The 17156-nt window shown below is 68.2% G+C and carries 19 protein-coding genes; 10 read left to right on the top strand and 9 right to left on the bottom strand.

The genetic code is table 11. The features are described 5' to 3' along the window. Nucleotides 1–18: 18 nt before the first annotated feature. The 4 genes from AB0F43_RS34085 to AB0F43_RS34100 form a co-directional block, all read right to left on the bottom strand. Nucleotides 19–888, bottom strand: a complete 870-nt coding sequence (locus tag AB0F43_RS34085) for an amino acid ABC transporter permease (RefSeq protein WP_360486507.1) — start codon at nt 886–888, stop codon at nt 19–21. Further along, entirely contained in the window at nt 888–1535 is a 648-nt protein-coding gene (locus AB0F43_RS34090; RefSeq protein WP_360486510.1) for an amino acid ABC transporter permease, read from the bottom strand. The genes AB0F43_RS34085 and AB0F43_RS34090 overlap by 1 nt, the downstream gene beginning before the upstream one ends. Before the next feature lie 83 nt (nt 1536–1618). Then, nucleotides 1619–2545, bottom strand: a complete 927-nt coding sequence (locus AB0F43_RS34095; RefSeq protein ID WP_360486513.1) for a glutamate ABC transporter substrate-binding protein — start codon at nt 2543–2545, stop codon at nt 1619–1621. A 47-nt stretch (nt 2546–2592) separates the two neighbouring features. Further along, nucleotides 2593–3321: an amino acid ABC transporter ATP-binding protein gene (locus AB0F43_RS34100; RefSeq protein ID WP_360486666.1), complete on the bottom strand. Its 729-nt coding sequence runs from the start codon at nt 3319–3321 to the stop codon at nt 2593–2595. Between the two features lie 269 nt (nt 3322–3590). Between AB0F43_RS34100 and miaB the strand changes: the two genes are divergently transcribed. After that, nucleotides 3591–5063 carry a tRNA (N6-isopentenyl adenosine(37)-C2)-methylthiotransferase MiaB gene (gene miaB, locus AB0F43_RS34105; RefSeq protein ID WP_360486516.1) on the top strand — a complete coding sequence of 491 codons (1473 nt, stop codon included), beginning with the start codon at nt 3591–3593 and terminating at the stop codon, nt 5061–5063. Beyond that, on the top strand, nt 5060–5770 hold the full coding sequence (locus AB0F43_RS34110; RefSeq protein WP_360486519.1) for a phosphotransferase: 711 nt from the start codon (nt 5060–5062) through the stop codon (nt 5768–5770). Before miaB ends, AB0F43_RS34110 begins: the two co-directional genes overlap by 4 nt. A gap of 167 nt (nt 5771–5937) precedes the next feature. Here AB0F43_RS34110 and AB0F43_RS34115 read toward each other — a convergent pair whose 3' ends face one another. From AB0F43_RS34115 to AB0F43_RS34125, 3 genes are all read right to left on the bottom strand, one after another. Further along, a complete protein-coding gene (locus tag AB0F43_RS34115) occupies nt 5938–6387 on the bottom strand; it encodes an NUDIX domain-containing protein (protein WP_360486522.1) in 450 nt (149 codons plus the stop codon). Between the two features lie 340 nt (nt 6388–6727). Further along, complete coding sequence (locus tag AB0F43_RS34120; protein WP_360486525.1) at nt 6728–6970, bottom strand: antitoxin; 243 nt, start codon at nt 6968–6970, stop codon at nt 6728–6730. Between the two features lie 100 nt (nt 6971–7070). Next, nucleotides 7071–7256: a hypothetical protein gene (locus tag AB0F43_RS34125; protein WP_360486528.1), complete on the bottom strand. Its 186-nt coding sequence runs from the start codon at nt 7254–7256 to the stop codon at nt 7071–7073. 131 nt (nt 7257–7387) lie between these two features. On the opposite strand from AB0F43_RS34125, the gene miaA reads away from it, so the two are divergent. The 4 genes from miaA to ggt all read left to right on the top strand — a co-directional run bounded on the left by miaA (nt 7388) and on the right by ggt (nt 11576). Then, nucleotides 7388–8371, top strand: a complete 984-nt coding sequence (gene miaA / locus AB0F43_RS34130; RefSeq protein ID WP_360486531.1) for a tRNA (adenosine(37)-N6)-dimethylallyltransferase MiaA — start codon at nt 7388–7390, stop codon at nt 8369–8371. Nucleotides 8372–8420: 49 nt separating this feature from the next. Beyond that, on the top strand, nt 8421–8876 hold the full coding sequence (locus AB0F43_RS34135; protein WP_360486534.1) for a sigma-70 family RNA polymerase sigma factor: 456 nt from the start codon (nt 8421–8423) through the stop codon (nt 8874–8876). Next, entirely contained in the window at nt 8877–9569 is a 693-nt protein-coding gene (locus tag AB0F43_RS34140) for a hypothetical protein (RefSeq protein WP_360486537.1), read from the top strand. Nucleotides 9570–9755: 186 nt separating this feature from the next. Beyond that, a complete protein-coding gene (gene ggt / locus AB0F43_RS34145) occupies nt 9756–11576 on the top strand; it encodes a gamma-glutamyltransferase (protein ID WP_360486540.1) in 1821 nt (606 codons plus the stop codon). Here the strand turns inward: ggt and AB0F43_RS34150 are convergent. Next, entirely contained in the window at nt 11573–12667 is a 1095-nt protein-coding gene (locus AB0F43_RS34150; protein WP_360486544.1) for a M20/M25/M40 family metallo-hydrolase, read from the bottom strand. The two genes, ggt and AB0F43_RS34150, sit on opposite strands and share 4 nt — an antisense overlap. Nucleotides 12668–12773: 106 nt before the next feature. Between AB0F43_RS34150 and AB0F43_RS34155 the strand changes: the two genes are divergently transcribed. The 4 genes from AB0F43_RS34155 to AB0F43_RS34170 are packed head-to-tail and all read left to right on the top strand — an operon-like array spanning nt 12774 to nt 16803. After that, on the top strand, nt 12774–13493 hold the full coding sequence (locus tag AB0F43_RS34155) for a GNAT family N-acetyltransferase (protein ID WP_360486547.1): 720 nt from the start codon (nt 12774–12776) through the stop codon (nt 13491–13493). Beyond that, nucleotides 13486–14136 carry an SIS domain-containing protein gene (locus tag AB0F43_RS34160; protein ID WP_360486550.1) on the top strand — a complete coding sequence of 217 codons (651 nt, stop codon included), beginning with the start codon at nt 13486–13488 and terminating at the stop codon, nt 14134–14136. Before AB0F43_RS34155 ends, AB0F43_RS34160 begins: the two co-directional genes overlap by 8 nt. Further along, nucleotides 14126–15253: an o-succinylbenzoate synthase gene (gene menC, locus AB0F43_RS34165; protein WP_360486553.1), complete on the top strand. Its 1128-nt coding sequence runs from the start codon at nt 14126–14128 to the stop codon at nt 15251–15253. Before AB0F43_RS34160 ends, menC begins: the two co-directional genes overlap by 11 nt. Beyond that, nucleotides 15250–16803, top strand: a complete 1554-nt coding sequence (locus tag AB0F43_RS34170; RefSeq protein ID WP_360486556.1) for a D-aminoacylase — start codon at nt 15250–15252, stop codon at nt 16801–16803. Before menC ends, AB0F43_RS34170 begins: the two co-directional genes overlap by 4 nt. On the opposite strand, the gene AB0F43_RS34175 is transcribed toward AB0F43_RS34170, so the two are convergent. After that, the gene (locus AB0F43_RS34175; protein ID WP_360486559.1) at nt 16790–17053 is read right to left on the bottom strand and encodes a hypothetical protein; all 264 of its coding nucleotides are present in this window, start codon (nt 17051–17053) and stop codon (nt 16790–16792) included. The two genes, AB0F43_RS34170 and AB0F43_RS34175, sit on opposite strands and share 14 nt — an antisense overlap. Nucleotides 17054–17156: the final 103 nt, after the last annotated feature.

Raw genomic sequence — 17156 nt, forward strand, 5'->3', positions numbered from 1 at the left:
GTACCGGGGGCACTGGGGTCAGAGCGGAGCTTCCACGGAGGTGGCTGCTTCGGCAGCGCTTGGGGGAGGCGTGCCCTTGGTCTTGCGCTGGCGGCGCGAGCGGCCCTCCAGCCAGCGGGCCAGCATCGAGAGCAACGAGCACAGGCCGATGTAGATCACCGCGACGACGATGTACGTCGGGATGTACGGGAAGCCGTACTGGAGCCGGCCGCCCATCTGCCGCGCCACGTACAGCAGCTCGCCGTAGGTGATGATGAAGCCGAGTGCGGTGTCCTTCAGGAGGACGACGAGCTGGCTGACGATGGCCGGCAGCATCGACGTGATGGCCTGCGGCAACAGAATCAGCCGGACCACCTGGTTCTTCCGCAACCCGGTCGCGTACGCCGCCTCACGCTGGCCCTTGGGTACGGCGGTGATACCGGCCCGGAAGACCTCCGCCAGCACTGAGCCGTTGTAGAGGGTGAGGCCGAAGACGACCGCCCAGAACGGATCCAGCCCGAGCTGGAACTGGATGTTGCCGTAGTAGAAGAAGAACATCAGGATCAGCAGCGGGATCGCCCGGAACAGCTCCACGACCAGCGTGGCAGGGACCCGGACCCACTGGTGGTCGCTGATCCGCGCCGCCGCGAACACCGCTCCGAACAGCAAAGCGAGTACGGCGGCCAGTCCGGCGGCGCGGAGGGTGTTGAGCAAGCCCTCCAGCAACTGGTTCTGGATCGCCGTGTACTGGAACTGCCGCCACAGCCGTCCCTCGAACTGGCCATGGTCGTACAGCCGGTTGATCAGCCAGGCAATGCCACCCAGCAGCAACAGCACGACGACGAGGTTGGAGATCCGGTTGCGCCTCTTCGCCCGCGGGCCGGGAACGTCGTACAGGACCGCACTCATCAGGCCACCGCCGTCCGTCGTTCGGCCCACCGCTGCAGGAAGACCAGGGGGATGATCAGGATCAGGAAGCCGATGGTGATCCACACCAGGGTGAGGATCTGGTTCTCACCGCGCTCGGCCATCGCCGCGGGGATCGAGCCGGCCTCCACCACCGAGAATCCGGCCGCGATCGTGGTGTTCTTCAGCAGGGCGATGAACACGCTGGTCAGCGGCGGCACGATCGCCCGGAAGGCCTGCGGGAGTACGACGATGGTCAGCACCTGCAGGAACGTCATACCGACCGACCGGGCGGCCTCGGCCTGCCCTGCCGGGATCGTGTTGATACCGGAGCGGACCACTTCACAGACGAAGGCCGACGTGTAGACCGTCAGCGCGCCCACCGCGGTCCAGAACGGGGTCGGCAGGGCCAGATCCATCTTGGCGGCGCCGAAGAACAGGAACGCGAACACCAGCGTCAGCGGAGTGTTCCGCAGGGTGTTCACATAGCCGGTGCCGGTGCCACGCAGGGCCGGTACCGGCGAGACGCGGAACGCGGCCAGGATGGTGCCGAGCGCCAGGCTGAGCACACCAGCGACCAGGAACAGCCTGATCGTCAGCCAGAAACCGTCTTGGAACAGTTCCCAGTTGTCGGTGAGGACCGAGAGCATCGCGACCTTCCAAAGTCAGGGCAAACCCAGGGGGAACACGATCCGGCCGCGGCGCCGATGGAGACGCCGCGGCCGGGATCAGATCAGTACTTCTCGAGCGGCGGCGGCGTCGAGTCCGAACCCGACTTGCCGAGCGTCTCGTCGTAGATTTTCTTCCAGGTGCCGTCGGAGGCGGAGGTCTCCAGGATGGAGTTCACCTTCTCCCGCAGCGCCTTGTCGGCCAGCGGCACGCCGATGCCGTACTTCTCCTCGCTGAACGGCTTGCCCACCACCTTCAGCTCGTCCGGCGCGGTCGCCGCGTAGCCCTTGAGGATCGCGTCGTCGGTGGTGACGGCGTCGACCTTGTTGTCCAGCAGCTGCGAGACGCACTCGGAGTAGGTCTTGAACTCGGAGATGTTGCTCGCCTCGGTGAGCTGCTCGTCCTTGACCCGCTGGATCGGGGTCGAGCCGGTCGCCGAGCACACCTTCTTGCCCTTCAGCGCGGTCTTGCCGGCGTCCATCGAGGAGTCGTCCTTGCGCACCAGCAGGTCCTGGCCGGCGATGAAGTACGGACCGGCGAAGCCGACCTGCTTCTTGCGCTTGTCGGTGATCGAGTAGGTGCCGACGTAGTAGTCGATCTCCCCACCGGCGATCGCGGTCTCCCGGTTCGCCGACGGGATCTCCTTGTACTCGATCTTGTCCGGGTCGAAGCCCAGGTTGGCCGCCACCATCCGGGCGACCTCGATGTCGAAACCGCAGCGCTTGCCGTCCGCGTCCTTGTACCCGAGGTTCGGCTGGTCGGCCTTCACACCGACGACCGGGTTGCCGCGGGACTTGATCTTGGTGAAGGTCGCGCTGCCGGCCACGTCCACGCCGGACGCGACATCGAACTTGTGCAGTTCGCCGCAGGAGTCGGACGCGGCGGCGCCGGTGTCGCCACCACCGGTCGTGGGCTCGTCCTTGCCGCAGGCGACAGCGGTCAGCGCGAGCGCCGCGACGCCGATGCTGGCGACGAGGTTGCGCATTCTCATGGTCTGGTTCCCCTTCGTGTGATTGCTGGTACGGCCGCGGGCGGACGTCAGTGCTTCAGGATCTTGCCGAGGAAGTCCTGGGCACGCCGCGAAGTCGGGTTGGTGAAGAACTGCTCCGGGGTGGCCTCCTCGACGATCTCGCCGTCGGCCATGAACACCACCCGGTTCGCCGCGGTCCGGGCGAATCCCATCTCGTGCGTGACCACGACCATCGTCATTCCCTGCTTGGCCAGGTCGATCATCACCTCCAGGACCTCCTGGATCATCTCCGGGTCGAGCGCCGAGGTGGGCTCGTCGAAGAGGATGACCTTCGGATCCATCGCCAGCGCCCGCGCGATGGCGACGCGCTGTTGCTGGCCGCCGGACAGCTGAGCCGGGTACTTCGAGGCCTGGTTGGCCACCCCCACCCGCTCCAGCAGCTCCATCGCCCGCTTCTCGGCCGCCTTCGGGTCGGTCTTGCGGACCTTGCAGGGACCGAGTGTGACGTTCTGCAGGATCGTCTTGTGCGCGAACAGGTTGAACGACTGGAACACCATGCCGACGTCGGCGCGCAGCCGCGCCAGGGCCCGGCCCTCGCTCGGCAGCGGCTGTCCGTCCAGCGTGATGGTGCCCTCGTCGATCGGTTCCAGCCGGTTGATCGCGCGGCAGAGCGTCGACTTGCCGGACCCGGACGGGCCGATCACCACGACGACCTCACCCTTGGCGATGGACAGGTTGATGTCCTTCAGGACGTGCAGGTCGCCGAAATGTTTGTTGACGCCGGTGAGGGCGACCAGGCCGGCCGCTCCTTCGATCGCTGGCGTCAAGGTCCCGGAATCGCTCATGGCCAGAACCTAGCGGAGCCTGGGGTGCCGTCGCAGCGCTGGTCGGTTCCACGGTGGTAACGATCTGCAATATAGCGACGCAGCCTGTGATCATCTGGTCACAGCCTGCTCGAAGTGCGGTTTCAGCGGCAACCACCCACACGGATCGTGGCCGCCGTGGGCGGCTCTTTCACCGTTGCCTCCACCTTTGTCTACCGCGGCACGTACTCTTGGTGGCTGTCATGCGTACTTATGAGGTTCGCACCTACGGGTGCCAGATGAACGTCCACGACTCCGAGCGGCTGCGCGGGCTGCTGGAGGACGCGGGCTATGTCCGTGCGCCCGAGGGTGACCAGGCCGATGTGGTCGTCTTCAACACCTGCGCGGTCCGGGAGAACGCCGACAACAAGCTGTACGGCAACCTCGGCCACCTGGCGCCGGTAAAGGCCAAGACGCCCGGTATGCAGATCGCCGTCGGCGGCTGCCTGGCGCAGAAGGACAAGGCGAGCATCACCAAGAAGGCACCCTGGGTGGACGTCGTCTTCGGCACCCACAACATCGGCTCGCTGCCGGTGCTGCTGGAGCGGGCCCGGGTGCAGCAGGAGTCGCAGGTCGAGATCCTCGAGTCGCTCGAGGTGTTCCCGTCCACGCTGCCGACCCGGCGCGAGTCGCCGTACTCGGCCTGGGTGTCGATCAGCGTCGGCTGCAACAACACCTGCACGTTCTGCATCGTCCCGTCGCTGCGCGGCCGGGAGAAGGACCGCCGTCCGGGTGACGTACTGGCCGAGGTCGAGGCCCTGGTTGCCGAAGGCGTGCTTGAAGTGACGTTGCTGGGTCAGAACGTGAACTCGTACGGCGTCGAGTTCGGCGACCGCTACGCCTTCGGGAAACTGCTGCGCGCCTGCGGCACGATCGACGGGCTGGAGCGGGTCCGGTTCACCTCGCCGCACCCGCGCGACTTCACCGCGGACGTGATCGAGGCGATGGCCGAGACGCCGAACGTGATGCCCTCGCTGCACATGCCGCTGCAGTCCGGCTCCGACCGGGTCCTGAAGTCGATGCGCCGCTCGTACCGGCGCGACCGCTACCTCAAGATCATTGAGGACGTGCGTACGGCGATGCCGGACGCGGCGATCACCACCGACATCATCGTCGGCTTCCCGGGCGAGACCGAGGAGGACTTCCAGGGCACGCTCGACGTCGTCCGGCAGGCACGCTTCTCGGGGGCCTTCACCTTCCAGTACTCCAAGCGACCTGGTACGCCGGCGGAGTCGATGGAGGAGCAGGTCCCGCGCGACGTCGTACAGGATCGGTACGAGCGTCTCGTCGCGCTGCAGGACGAGATGGCCTGGGCCGAGAACAAGCTGATCGTCGGGCGCTCGCTCGAGGTGCTGGTCGCCGAGGGGGAGGGGCGCAAGGACGCCGCCACCCACCGGCTGAGCGGGCGCGCTCGCGACAACCGCCTGGTCCACTTCGCGCTCCCCGAGGGCGTCGAGCCCCCACGACCGGGCGACCTGGCAACGGTCGAGGTCACGTACGCCGCTCCACACCACCTGGTCGCGGACGTCTTCGGCTCAGTACGACGCACCCGCGCCGGCGACGCGTGGGAAGCGGCACAAGGCCATCCGGCGTCGTCGCCTGGCGTGATGCTCGGCATGCCCACGATCGGTGCGAAGCCGTTGGAGCCCGCGGTCGGCGGCTGCCAGGTCGGGTGACGGACGAGTCCAACGCCGCCAGCGAGGCCCACTCGTCTGGTCAGCCACTCCTGCCAGCCGACGCCGAGCCGTTCGCGGCTGGGCGGGACGCCGACGTCTATGCGCTCGACGACTCCTGGGTGCTGCGGCGCTACCGCAACGGACACCCGGTGCGGGACGAGGCCGACTTCATGCGGCACGTCGCTCGGTACGACTACCCGGTGCCGACGGTCCGCGAGGTCGACGGACCGGACATGGTCATCCAGCGTCTCGACGGGCCGACCCTCGCCAACGCCGCGATCGCCGGCGACCTGACCGCGACCGAGGTCGGCGAGATCCACGCGGACCTGCACCGTCGCCTGCAGGCGATCCCACCACCCAGTGGCACGCCGGGCCTGGTCGTCGTACACGGCGATCTGCACCCGATGAACGTGATCGCGACCACCGACGGCCCGGTCGTCATCGACTGGCGCAACGCGACCGAAGGCACCGCTGCCTTCGACGTCGCGATGACCGCGATCATCTTCGCCCAGGTCGCACTCGACCCATCCTTCGAAGCTCTGACTCCGCTCCTGCACGAAGCCCTCGGCGCCTACCTCGGCAACTCCATCGACCCCACGCCCGGCCTCGCCGAGGCCCTCGCCGTACGCGGCCGCAACGTCACCCTCACACCGGAGGAGCTGGCCCTCCTGCCCGCTCAGGAAGAGCTGATCCGCTCCTATCTCTGAGGTTCGGCACCCTGTCAGGCGTTCAGGAACTGCGACGGCTTCAGGACATGGCTGACGATGCGGAGTTCGCCGATGTGGCCGGCGAACGCCTGCTCGATCACGTTGTCGGTGTTTCAGACCCCGACACGTGAGCCGGACGGGATGGGTGGTGGCTTCGGTTGCCCGGATCAGAAGCCGTGGTCGATGACAGCCGGTACGCCGCCGCCGTACAGCCCAGCCAGGACCCGGGCCTCGTGCGGCACGACTGGGTCAGGCAGCTTGTCGAGCGCGAACCAGTCCAGCGCATCCGCCTTCCCCGGCTCCATCAGCCGAGGCTCCCCATCCCACTTCGACACCGTGAAGAAGAAATCAACCCGCTCGTCGATCGGATCCCCGTTCCCGCCAGTCCGATGCATCGCGGTGACCGGAACCAGATCGGCCGGATCGATCTCCACCCCGACCTCCTCCCGCGCCTCCCGAATCGCCGCCTCGAAGACCGATTCACCCTTCTCCACATGCCCCGCCGGCACCGCCCAGTACCCATCCATATAGCCGGTGTTGGCCCGCAGCAACATCAACACCTCATCCCCCCGCCGCAACACCACATAAGCCGCCGGCACCACCCAAAACCGATCCATGCCCCGACCCTAACCACCCCCACCGACCACCCCGGCACCGCCAAAGGACACCACTCCGCGCCGGCCGATCTATCAGCGCCTTCGGCGTGCCGTGTGCTGGTGTAGCGGGCGGCGGTTGCGCTGTGCCAGCGGGCGGAGGCCTTCGCCTTCGGCGGGAGCGGACATCGCTTCGCGGCGGCGGTTCTATCGGCGCCTTTGGCGCGGCGGGTGCTGGTGCGGCGGGCTGACGTGGTGGGCGGGTGTGCTGTGTCCGCGGGCTGGCGAACGCGGGTCGCCGCTTTCGCGGGAGAACGACGGAGGGCCGCAAGGGGTTGTCCTTGCGGCCCTCCGGGTGTGGTGCTCAGGCGGGGCGGTTCGTGTCGGGGATGTCGTCGTTCTGGCCGTCGAGGTTGTCGAGGCCTTCTTTGGCCTTGTCGACGCCCTGGTCGATCTTGTCCCCGTACTTGCCGCCCGTCTTGTCATCGACGAAGTCGCCGGCCTTGTCCAGACCTTGGCCCACCTTGTCGCCGTGCTGGTCGACCAGGTCGCCGGCCTTGCCCTTCAGGTCCTCGGCCTTGCCCTTGAACTTGTCGAAGATGCCCATCTCCGGGGCTCCCATTCCTGCGTAGTTGAATGCTTACAGACAGCTAACGGTGATCTTCGCACCCTGTACGCCGGAACTGTGGGATCTCCGCTGTCTTGAATCAAACGCCGCCGGACTCGACGTCGCCGCCGGATTCGACATCGCCGCCGGACTCCACGTCGCCGCCGGACTCGACATCCCCACCGGACTCCACGTCGCCCCCACTGAGCTTCGCGAGATCCTCGTCATTCCCAAGGTCCACGGCTTCCTTGGCCTTCTCGGAGCCTTCCTCGATCGGATTCGTCACGTGTTCTTCCTCCCGTATGAAGTGTTGCGATCTGCAGCGTTCCTATCCAAGATCCCGGGTCATCCACAAGGGGGCGGCCTCTGACCGGGGCGGTGGGGCGGGGAAGAAGGAGTGACTGACACACTGGAGTGATGGCCGAACCACTCGTCGTCGCGGTCGTCGGTCCCACCGCGGCCGGCAAGTCCGACCTGTCCGTTGCCCTGTGCAAACGCCTGCGCGGTGAGGTGGTCAACGCCGACGCGATGCAGGTTTACCGCGGTATGGACATCGGTACGGCGAAGATCAGTACGGCGGAGCGCGACGGCGTACCGCATCATCTGCTGGACATCCTCGATGTGACCGAGACCGCCACCGTGGCCGAGTTCCAGCAGCTGGCGAGAAAGGCAATCGACGACTGCATCAGTCGCCAGGTGGTGCCGGTCCTGGCCGGCGGTTCGGCTCTCTATGTCCGGGCGATCCTCGACGACTTCGTCTTCCCGGGCACCGACGCAGAGGTACGCCGCCGGCTGGAGTCCGAGCTCGAGGCGGTCGGCTCCGGTGCGATGCACCACAAGCTCGCTCAGCAGGATCCGGCCGCGGCGGCGCAGATCCTGCCGAGCAACGGGCGGCGGATCGTGCGGGCGCTGGAAGTCATCGAGATCACCGGCGGGCCGTACGTCGCGACGCTGCCCGAGCACCACTACGTCTATCCGGGTGCGGTGCAGATCGGTCTCGACGTACCGCGGCCGGAGCTGGACGAGCGGATCGGCGTCCGGGTGGACCGGATGTTCGACGCGGGGTTCGTGGCCGAGGTGCGAGATCTGCTGACCAAGGGTTTGCTTGACGGGAAGACGGCCAATCGCGCGCTCGGCTACTCGCAGGTGATCGCGTTGCTCGACGGTGAGATCAGTGAGCAGGAGGCGCGGGAGCGAACCGCGCAGGCCACCCGCCGGTTCGCGCGGCGGCAGGACTCGTGGTTCCGTAAGGACCAACGCATCACGTGGCTGCCGTACGACGACCCCGATCTGCTGGAGAAGGCACTCGAAGTGATAGCCACAGGCAACCGACCGGGGACCGACGGCGTAGTCGAGGTGGAAGAAGGCGAAGGCCTGGGGGCCGTTGATGCGAGGGGGTGACCGTGAGGCGGAGTTCCGCGAGTACCTGCTCGCGGACCGGAGCCGACTGATGAGGACGGCACTGCTGCTCACCGCGGGCGACGTGCACACCGCGGAGGACCTGGTCCAGACCGCCTGTACTCGCGTGTATGTGCACTGGCACCGGATCCGGCACGAGGGCGCGGGGCCGTATGCGCACCGCATCCTGGTCAACGCGTTCCTGGACGAGCGCCGCCGGGCCGGCCGCCACCCGGAGGTGGTGACCGCGGAGACGTTCGAGCCGAGGCTCACCGACGAGGTGGACCCGGTGGACACCCTCGCGGTCCGCCGGGCGCTGCTGGAGCTCGCGCCGCGGCAGCGCGCCGTCCTGGTACTGCGGTACTTCCAGGATCTCGACGTGGCCAGTTGCGCGCGGATCCTGGACTGCACCGAGGGCACGGTGAAGAGCCAGACGGCCAAGGCGTTGAAACGACTGAAGGATCTGATGAGCGAGGAAGAAGCAGATCCTGCGACGGGGAGTACCTGAGTGGACGAGGTAAAGAAGTTGCTGGAGGGGTTCGCCGATCGTGCGGCCGACGGACTCCCATCGGCCGACATCGAGGCGGATGTCGCCCGCGGCCGGCGCGCGCTGCGCCGGATCAAGCGACGCCGCCGCGTGACCGGCGTCCTGTGCGCCGCGGCGGTGTCGGCCGCCGTACTCGCGATCGGCGACCAGGTGAAGTGGTGGAACAACGGCAGCTCCCAGGTCGCCACCGGAGACAGTGATACGACCGTGGCGGCGACCGCTTCGGAGACGGCGAAACCGACGCCGATGCTCGCCGAGGGCAGCGAGGCGATCTCGACGTACGCCGATTCGATGGTCGAGCTGGTCGCGAACCGGCAGCCGTGGAACACGATCGGCTGCTCACTCGCCCCGAAGGGCTGGACCCCGGAGACCCCGATCGCCGCAGACCGCGTGGTGTTGTCCGGGCCGACGGTGCGGACCGCGGACGTCGCCACCAAGGTGGTGCTGCAGGCGGCGCCGCAGGCGCGCAGCCTGACGGCGGTCCGGGTCACCGGATCGGGCGGCAAGACCTTCCACATCGGCACGCTGAACGGTCGCCTCACCGGTCAGGTGAAGCTGACCGACCGGTGGCTGCTGGTCGAGCTGCCGGCGGGCAACGCGGACTGGAACGACCAGACCCTGCAGCGCTTCATGGCCTCCTGCACGGTCAAGTAGGCCGTGTGGCAATTCCCCGCCTACTGCGCGGCACTCGGCACGGCGCTGAATTACCAGACACGACCTAGCCGCGCCAGAACTGGCATTACCGCCGACTTCAGGATAGGCAAGGCCTAGGCCGTATCGCTCAGCTTCCTGTGCGATCCGACCTTGTCCTTTGTCCGTCGACGCATGCGGGAGTATCCGGTGACACCGAAGAAGCTGGTCGCATCCCTGTCTGCTGGTGCGCTTGTCCTGTCCGTCCTCACCGCGAGCGGTGCGGAAGCCCACACGCCTCAGCCGCCGGTCAAGACGCCGACGTCGATCGGGTTCGGCGGAGCCGTCTCCTCGGTCGACCCGGAGGCGACGAAGGTCGGGTTGGGGGTGCTGCGGCGTGGCGGCAACGCGGTCGACGCCGCGGTGGCCACCGCCGCCGCGCTGGGCGTGACCGAGCCGTACTCCGCCGGTATCGGCGGTGGCGGGTACTTCGTCTACTACAGCGCGCAGAAGCGCAAGGTGTTCACGATCGACGGTCGCGAGACCGCGCCCGCCGGGATGAAGATCGACTCGTTCGTAAACCCGCAGACCGGCCAGCCGTACCCGTTCGCGCAACTGGTGACGTCCGGCCTGTCGGTCGGCGTACCGGGGACGCTGGCGACGTGGGACTCGGCACTGCGGCAGTGGGGTTCGCTGTCTTTGGGCAAGGCGTTGAAGCCGGCCGCCGACCTGGCTGATCGCGGATTCGTGGTGGACCAGACGTTCCGCGGCCAAACGCTCGACAACAAGGCCCGGTTCGCGCAGATCGTGCCGACCGCCGAGCTGTTCCTGCCCAACGGTGACGCGCCGCAGGTGGGTTCGGTGTTCAAGAACCCGGACCTCGCCGACACCTACGACCTGATCGCGAAGGAGGGCCCGTCCGCCTTCTACCGCGGCCCGCTCGCGGCCGAGATGGCGGCGACGGTGAAGAACCCGCCGAAGACGGCGAACGCGGTGCTGCCGGTCTTCCCCGGTCACCTGACCACCAAGGATCTGGCGGCGTACAAGGTGCTCGACCAGGCGCCGACCAAGGTCCGGTACGACGGTCTGGACGTCTACGGGATGGCGCCGTCGTCATCCGGTGGGACCACGGTCGGTGAGGCGCTGAACATCCTCACCCCACAGCACCTCCGCCAGATGTCGACTCCGCAGGCCCTGCACACCTACCTCGAGGCGTCGGCCCTGGCCTTCGCGGATCGCGGCGCGTACGTCGGTGATCCGGCGTACGTCGACGTGCCGACCAAGGAGCTGTTGTCGCGCGGCTTCGGCGCCGAGCGGTCCTGCCTGATCGACCCGGACAAGGCAGCCATGAAGCCGGTCGCGGCTGGATCGCCTGATGGCGACTACGAACGCTGCGCAGCCGGAGTCACGACCGCGGACCGGCCGGACACCGAGGGGATGTCGACGACGCACCTGGTCGCCGCGGACAAGTGGGGCAACGTCGTCTCGTACACGTTGACGATCGAGCAGACCGGCGGTAGCGGTATCACCGTCCCCGGTCGTGGGTTCCTGCTGAACAACGAGCTGACCGACTTCTCCGCCGTACCCAACCCGAACGACCCGAACCGGATCGAGGCGGGTAAGCGGCCGCGGTCGTCGATGTCGCCGACGATCGTGCTGCGCGGCGGCAAACCGTTCCTGGCGCTCGGTTCGCCGGGTGGGTCGACCATCATCACCACGGTCCTGCAGACGCTGACGAACCGGCTCGACCGCGGTATGACGCTGCCGGAGGCGGTCGCCGCACCGCGCGCTTCCCAGCGCAACACCGCCAGCGTCACGGCTGAGCCGCCGTTCATCACCGCCTACGAGAACGCCCTCAAGCCCTACGGTCACGTGCTCGTGCCGTCCGGGGACGCCTTCACCTCGGCCGCCGAGATCGGCGCGGTCGCGGCGCTGGAGTTCCTGCCCGGTGGCGCGATCCTGGCGGCCGCCGAGCCGACCCGTCGTGGTGGCGGATCGGCCGGCACGGTCAAACAGATCTACCCGCGCTAGATGGTGGTGATGATCGCGGCGACCAGGGCTGCCCGCTCAGCCAGGGTCGCCGCGATCACCTGCTCGTGAACGGCGTGCGCACCCTTTCCACGCGGACCCAACCCATCAAGCGTCGGCACACCGAGCCAGCCGGTCAGATTGGTGTCCGCGGCGCCTGACGCCGCCGCACCCCCGACGTCCTGCCCCACAGACCGCCCGGCGTCCGCGACCTTGGCCAGCAACTCGTCGACGGACTCAGACGGCTGCCAGGCCGGCCGGTTCGACAGCACGGACACCTCGAGTACGGCGTCTCGTCGTACCGGCTGAAGTCCGGTCACCGCGTCGAGCACGGCCCGCTCCGTCTCCGGATCGACGAACCGGAACCCGAGCTCGGCCGACGCCTGCCCTGGTACGACGTTCGTCCGGCCGCCACCCGTGATCGTGCCGACGTTGCACAGCACCTCGCCGTACTCCGAGACGAGTGCACGGACCGCGATCAGCTGGTCGACGAGCTCGTCGATCGCGGAGACACCCCGGCCCGGGTCGAGCGCCGCGTGCGCCTCCCGGCCGGTGACCTCGATCCGGACCCGGCTGCTGCCGCGGCGGGAGGTCTTCAGGTCGCCGTTCGGATGTGGCGGTTCGAGGCCGAGCGCGGCGACCACACCGGCCGACTCGGCGGTGACGAGGTCGCGGGCGGACGGCGAACCGACTTCCTCGTCGGCCGTCACGATCACCCGCACGGGTCGATGGTCGCGATCGGCCACCTGCTCGAGAGCGTTCTCCAGGACGACGAGACCGCCCTTCATGTCGAAGACGCCGGGGCCGTGGATCACGCCGTCCTGCTCGCGCCACGGCATCTGCTCCAGCTGGCCGATCGGCCAGACCGTGTCGTGGTGCCCGAGGAAGAGCAGTGGCGCGTCATCGGCGCGCGGACCTCGGCCGGGGAAGTCCGCGACGACGTGGTCGCCGGTCGGCGCCGCTACCCGCCGGGCGCTGCCGCCGAGTTCGTCGTACCGCAGCAGGAGGCGGTCGGCGAAGGAATTGAGCGCGTCCGTCGCCCCGGTGGGTGTCTCGTGCTCGACGTACTCACGCAGCCGATCGATCATCCTCATGGATAGTCAACGTATCATCATTCGGTCATCGATTGACTGGCTCTATCCACAAGGGATTTACTCAACGCAACATCAGGATCTGTTACGTATCTTTGAGGAGATCGCTGTGGGGTTCCGGCCCGTCACGCTCACCACTCCGGAGCGGTTCGCGGAGGCGGCCGTGCTGTACCGCGCGGTCTTCGGCTACCAGGACCCGGAGTACGCGCTGAACCCGCGGCTGCTCGGCGCACTGGTGAGCAACGGGGGCTCGGTCGTCGGCGTGCTGGACGAGGACGACCGGCTCGTCGCCTTCGCGTACGGTTTCTGCGGTACCGATCGGCGCGGTTTCTACCATTACTCGCAGTCTGCCGTGGTCGCCGCCGATCACCAAGGTCAGGGCCTGGGACGGCTGCTCAAACACACTCAGCGTGAGGTGGCCCTCAGCCACGGCTTGACCCGGATGCGCTGGACCTACGATCCGTTCCAGATCCGCAACGGGCACTTCAACCTCGACGTGCTCGGCGCGCGCGGCCGGTGGTACGCCCCGGACATGTACGGTCCGGGCGGCGACCGCGTGATCGTCGAGTGGGACCTGCGCCAGGATCCGTCTGAGCACGAAGACGTCGACCTGGTGCTGAGCGAGGCGGACTGGGGAGTGCCGGGCGGGGCAGGGGACCGGCCGTGGCTCGCCCTTCCGTCCGATCCCGCCGCGGTCACGGCCGACGTCGCCGAGCGGGTCCGCCAGGGCTTCATGGACCTGCTCGACAAAGGGCTGGCGGCCGAGTCGTGCCGCCTGCTGCCGAACGGGACGGCGGTCTACCTCTTCGGGGCGGTCGACGATGTCTGAGGCTGAAGAGGTGCGCAACCGCGAGCTGGCCAGCCCGCACGAGCGGTACGACGCCCGCCTGCAGCGCCGGTCGTCGACGCTCTTGCAGCGCCGCGTGGTCGAGCAGGAGCGGGCCTCGATCGAGGCGGCCCTCGACCAGATCCTGGCCGACGACTCGATCGCCCGGGCCGCGGCCCGGATCGTCGCGGCCCGCCGGCGCTTCATCGTCGGCTCGGCGAAATCGTTCTCGTACGCGTCGTTGCTCGCCTTCGACCTCAGCGCCGGCCTGTCCCAGGTCACGCTGATCGACGGGACGGTGGTGCGCGGCATCGACGTACTGTCCGACGTCCGGTCGAGCGACCTGATGGTCGCCTTCTCGCTGCGCCGCTACCGCCGCGACACGGTCGAGCTCGCCCGCCGATTCGCCGAGGCCGGTGGTGAACTGGTGGCGGTGACCGACTTCGAGGACGCGCCGCTGGCGAAGATCGCGGACCAGTGCATCTACGTCGCGACCGGCAGCGCGTCGTACGTCGACTCGCCGACGGTGGTGGCGTCCGTGCTGCACGTGCTGGCGACCCTGACCACCGCCAGCGCGAAGGGTGCCCGCCGGCGACTCGGTGAACGCGACCGGTTGAACACGGAGTTGGGACTGTATGTCAACTGAGCTGAAAGTCATCGCGGCCCGGCTGCACCGAGTGCGGTTGCCGCTGGTGCATGCGTTCCGCACCAGCTCGCACCGCAAGACGATGCTGGACCACATCCTGGTCGAGCTCGTGGACGCGTCGGGTGCGGTCGGTTGGGGCGAGATCGCGTCGCCGTCCCACCCGTACTACGCACCGGAGACCGTCGAGACCTGCTGGCATACGGCCGAGCGCTACCTCCTGCCTGCCGTGACCGGTCAGTCCTGGGACCGGCCCGAACAGGTTGCGCAGCTGTGGGCCAAGGTCCGCGGCAACCAGTTCGCCAAGGCGGGCGTGGATGTCGCCGCCTGGGTGCTGTGGTCCTCAGCGCGGGGAGTCCCGCTCGCGCAAGCACTCGGCGGGACGCGGTCCGAGGTCATCGCCGGTGTGTCACTGGGGATCGAGCCGACGATCGACGACCTGCTCACCGAGGTACGTCGCCAGGTCACGGCGGGCTATCCACGGGTGAAGCTGAAGATCGCACCGGGGTGGGACGTCGAGCCGGTCCGGGCCGTCCGGGCCGACTACCCCGACCTGGATCTGCATGTCGATGCCAATGGCATCTATACCGAGTCGGTCGAGCACGTGACCGCCCTGCGTGCCCTCGACGAGTTCGAGCTGACCATGATCGAGCAGCCGTTCGCGCCCCGGGACCTCCTCGCCCACGCTCGCCTGCAACGGCATCTGGTGACGCCCATCTGCCTGGACGAGAGCGTGGAGACGCTCGCCGATCTGGAGACAGCCGTGGCGTTGGATTCCCTGCGGGTGCTGAACATCAAGGTGTCACGGATGGGCGGTCTGACCGCTGCCCGCGCCGCGCACGACCGCGCCCAGCAGGCCGGGATCCCGGTCTGGTGCGGCGGTATGCACGAGTTCGGCATCGGGCGCGCCGCCAACGTCGCGCTGTCCAGCCTGCCCGGCTTCAGCCTCCCGTCGGACGTGTCCGCCTCGGAGAAGTACTACGCCCAGGACGTGATCTCCCCGCCCGTCATCGCCCGGCAAGGCGTCGTACAGGTGCCGACGGCAACTGGTCTCGGTCACGACGTCGATACCGACCTCATCGCCGCGCACACCGTGGCCACGGTCGAGGTCACGGCGTGATCGCCATCACGGGCGGGTTGGTCCTGGACGGCACCGGAGCGGACGCCGTGCCTGCGACTGTGCTGGTCGACGGCGAGCGGATCGTCGACGTCGTACCTCCGGATGCCCCGGTGGTCGACGTCGAGGTGATCGATGCCGCAGGCAACATAGTGGCGCCGGGGTTCATCGATCTGCATTCGCACGCGGACTTCACCGTGCTCGCGGCGCCGGATGCGACCACTCAGCTGTATCAGGGCGTCACGACGCTCGTCACCGGGAACTGCGGCTGGTCGCCGTTCCCGATCACCGAGCTGGAGTCCCTGAAGGCCGGTACGGCGTTCCTCGACCCGGACCACGACTGGTCCTGGCACAACACTGCTGGGTTCGCCGCTTTGGTGGAGCCGGCGGTGAATGTCGCGCTGCAGGTGGGCCACTCGTCGCTCCGGCTCGCGGTCATGGGCGGGGCTGAACGAGCGCCCTCGCCGGCCGAGCTGCGGCAGATGCAAGACCTGCTGCGAGAAGCGGCCGAGCAGGGCGCGGTCGGGTTCTCCACCGGGCTGATCTATGCCCCAGGTGCCTACGCCGAGCCTTCCGAGGTCGCGGCCTTGGTGGCGACCGCGGGGGAGTGCGGGCTGCTCTACTCGACTCACATCCGTGACGAAGGTGCCAAGCTCCTCGAAGCACTGGACGAAGCCATCGCTGCCGCTCGCGCAGGCGGCGCGAAGCTGGAGGTCTCCCACCTGAAGGCCGTCGGTGAACCCAACCACGGCCTCGTCACCGCCGCTCTCGAACGTCTCGACCAGGCCCGGGCCGACGGCCTGGACGTCGGTTGGGATGTCTACCCGTACACCGCGTCCAGCACGACCCTCACGGCCCGACTTCCGACCTGGGCTCTCGGCGGGGGCACAGCAGCCTTGCTCCAAAGGCTCGCGGATCCGGCCGAGCGGGAGCGGATCGCGGCCGAGCTACGGACCGCCGAGCTGTTCGACCCGCACGCCGTCGTGATCGCGTCGCTTCCTCTTGGGCGGTACGAGGACTGCCGCGGCCTGAGCCTCGCTGAAATCGCCCGCCGCGACGACGTGGATGCGGCCGAGGCCGTGCTTCGCGTCCTCGAGCACCACGACGCCGCGGTCAGCGTGGTCAACCACGCGATGAGCGAGGACGATGTCGTGACCGTCCTGCGGCATCCCTGCACGAGCGTCGCCAGCGACGGCTGGATCCTCAGTGGTCGTGGATCCGGCCACCCGCATCCACGCAACTTCGGCACCTTCCCGCGGGTCCTCGGCCGGTACGCCCGGGACCAAGCCGTCCTCACGGTGCCCGAGGCGATCCGCCGGATGACCTCGTTGCCCGCGTCCCGGCTGGGCTTCGACGATCGGGGTGTGGTCAAGCCCGGTGCGCTCGCCGACCTGGTCGTACTCGACCCCGGGCAGGTTGCCGATCGGTCGACGTACGACGATCCGTGGCAGCTGTCGGCCGGGATCGAGCATGTTTTCGTCGCGGGCGAGCCGGTGCTGGCGGACGGCGTACCGACCGGTCGTCGGCCCGGGCGTGTGCTCAGGACTTCTTGAACCGCTTGGGCGCGGTCGGCAATGGCGCCGGCGCCACCGCCTGCTCGTCCGGGGTCGTCTCCACCCATCCGTCGTACTCGGTCAGCACTTCGTCCAGCACGCGACGATCCACGTCCTGGAGTACGACGACCCACGGGTGGTCCTCGTCGTCGTCCTCGCCGTGGAACCGCCCCCGCCGTACCTCACCGTGGAGCCGTTCCGCCACGGCCTCTGCGTCGTCCAGCTCCCAGAAGTAGGCGATCTGCTCCATGGCAACACCGTACGATCTGTCCTATGGGCGAGCGAAGCGAGGCCATCATCAATCACAGCGCATGTCGTGTCTCATCCGCGCCCGGAGCGAAGCGAGGACGTGG

This window comes from Kribbella sp. NPDC023972, from assembly GCF_040639075.1.
Classification (GTDB): domain Bacteria; phylum Actinomycetota; class Actinomycetes; order Propionibacteriales; family Kribbellaceae; genus Kribbella.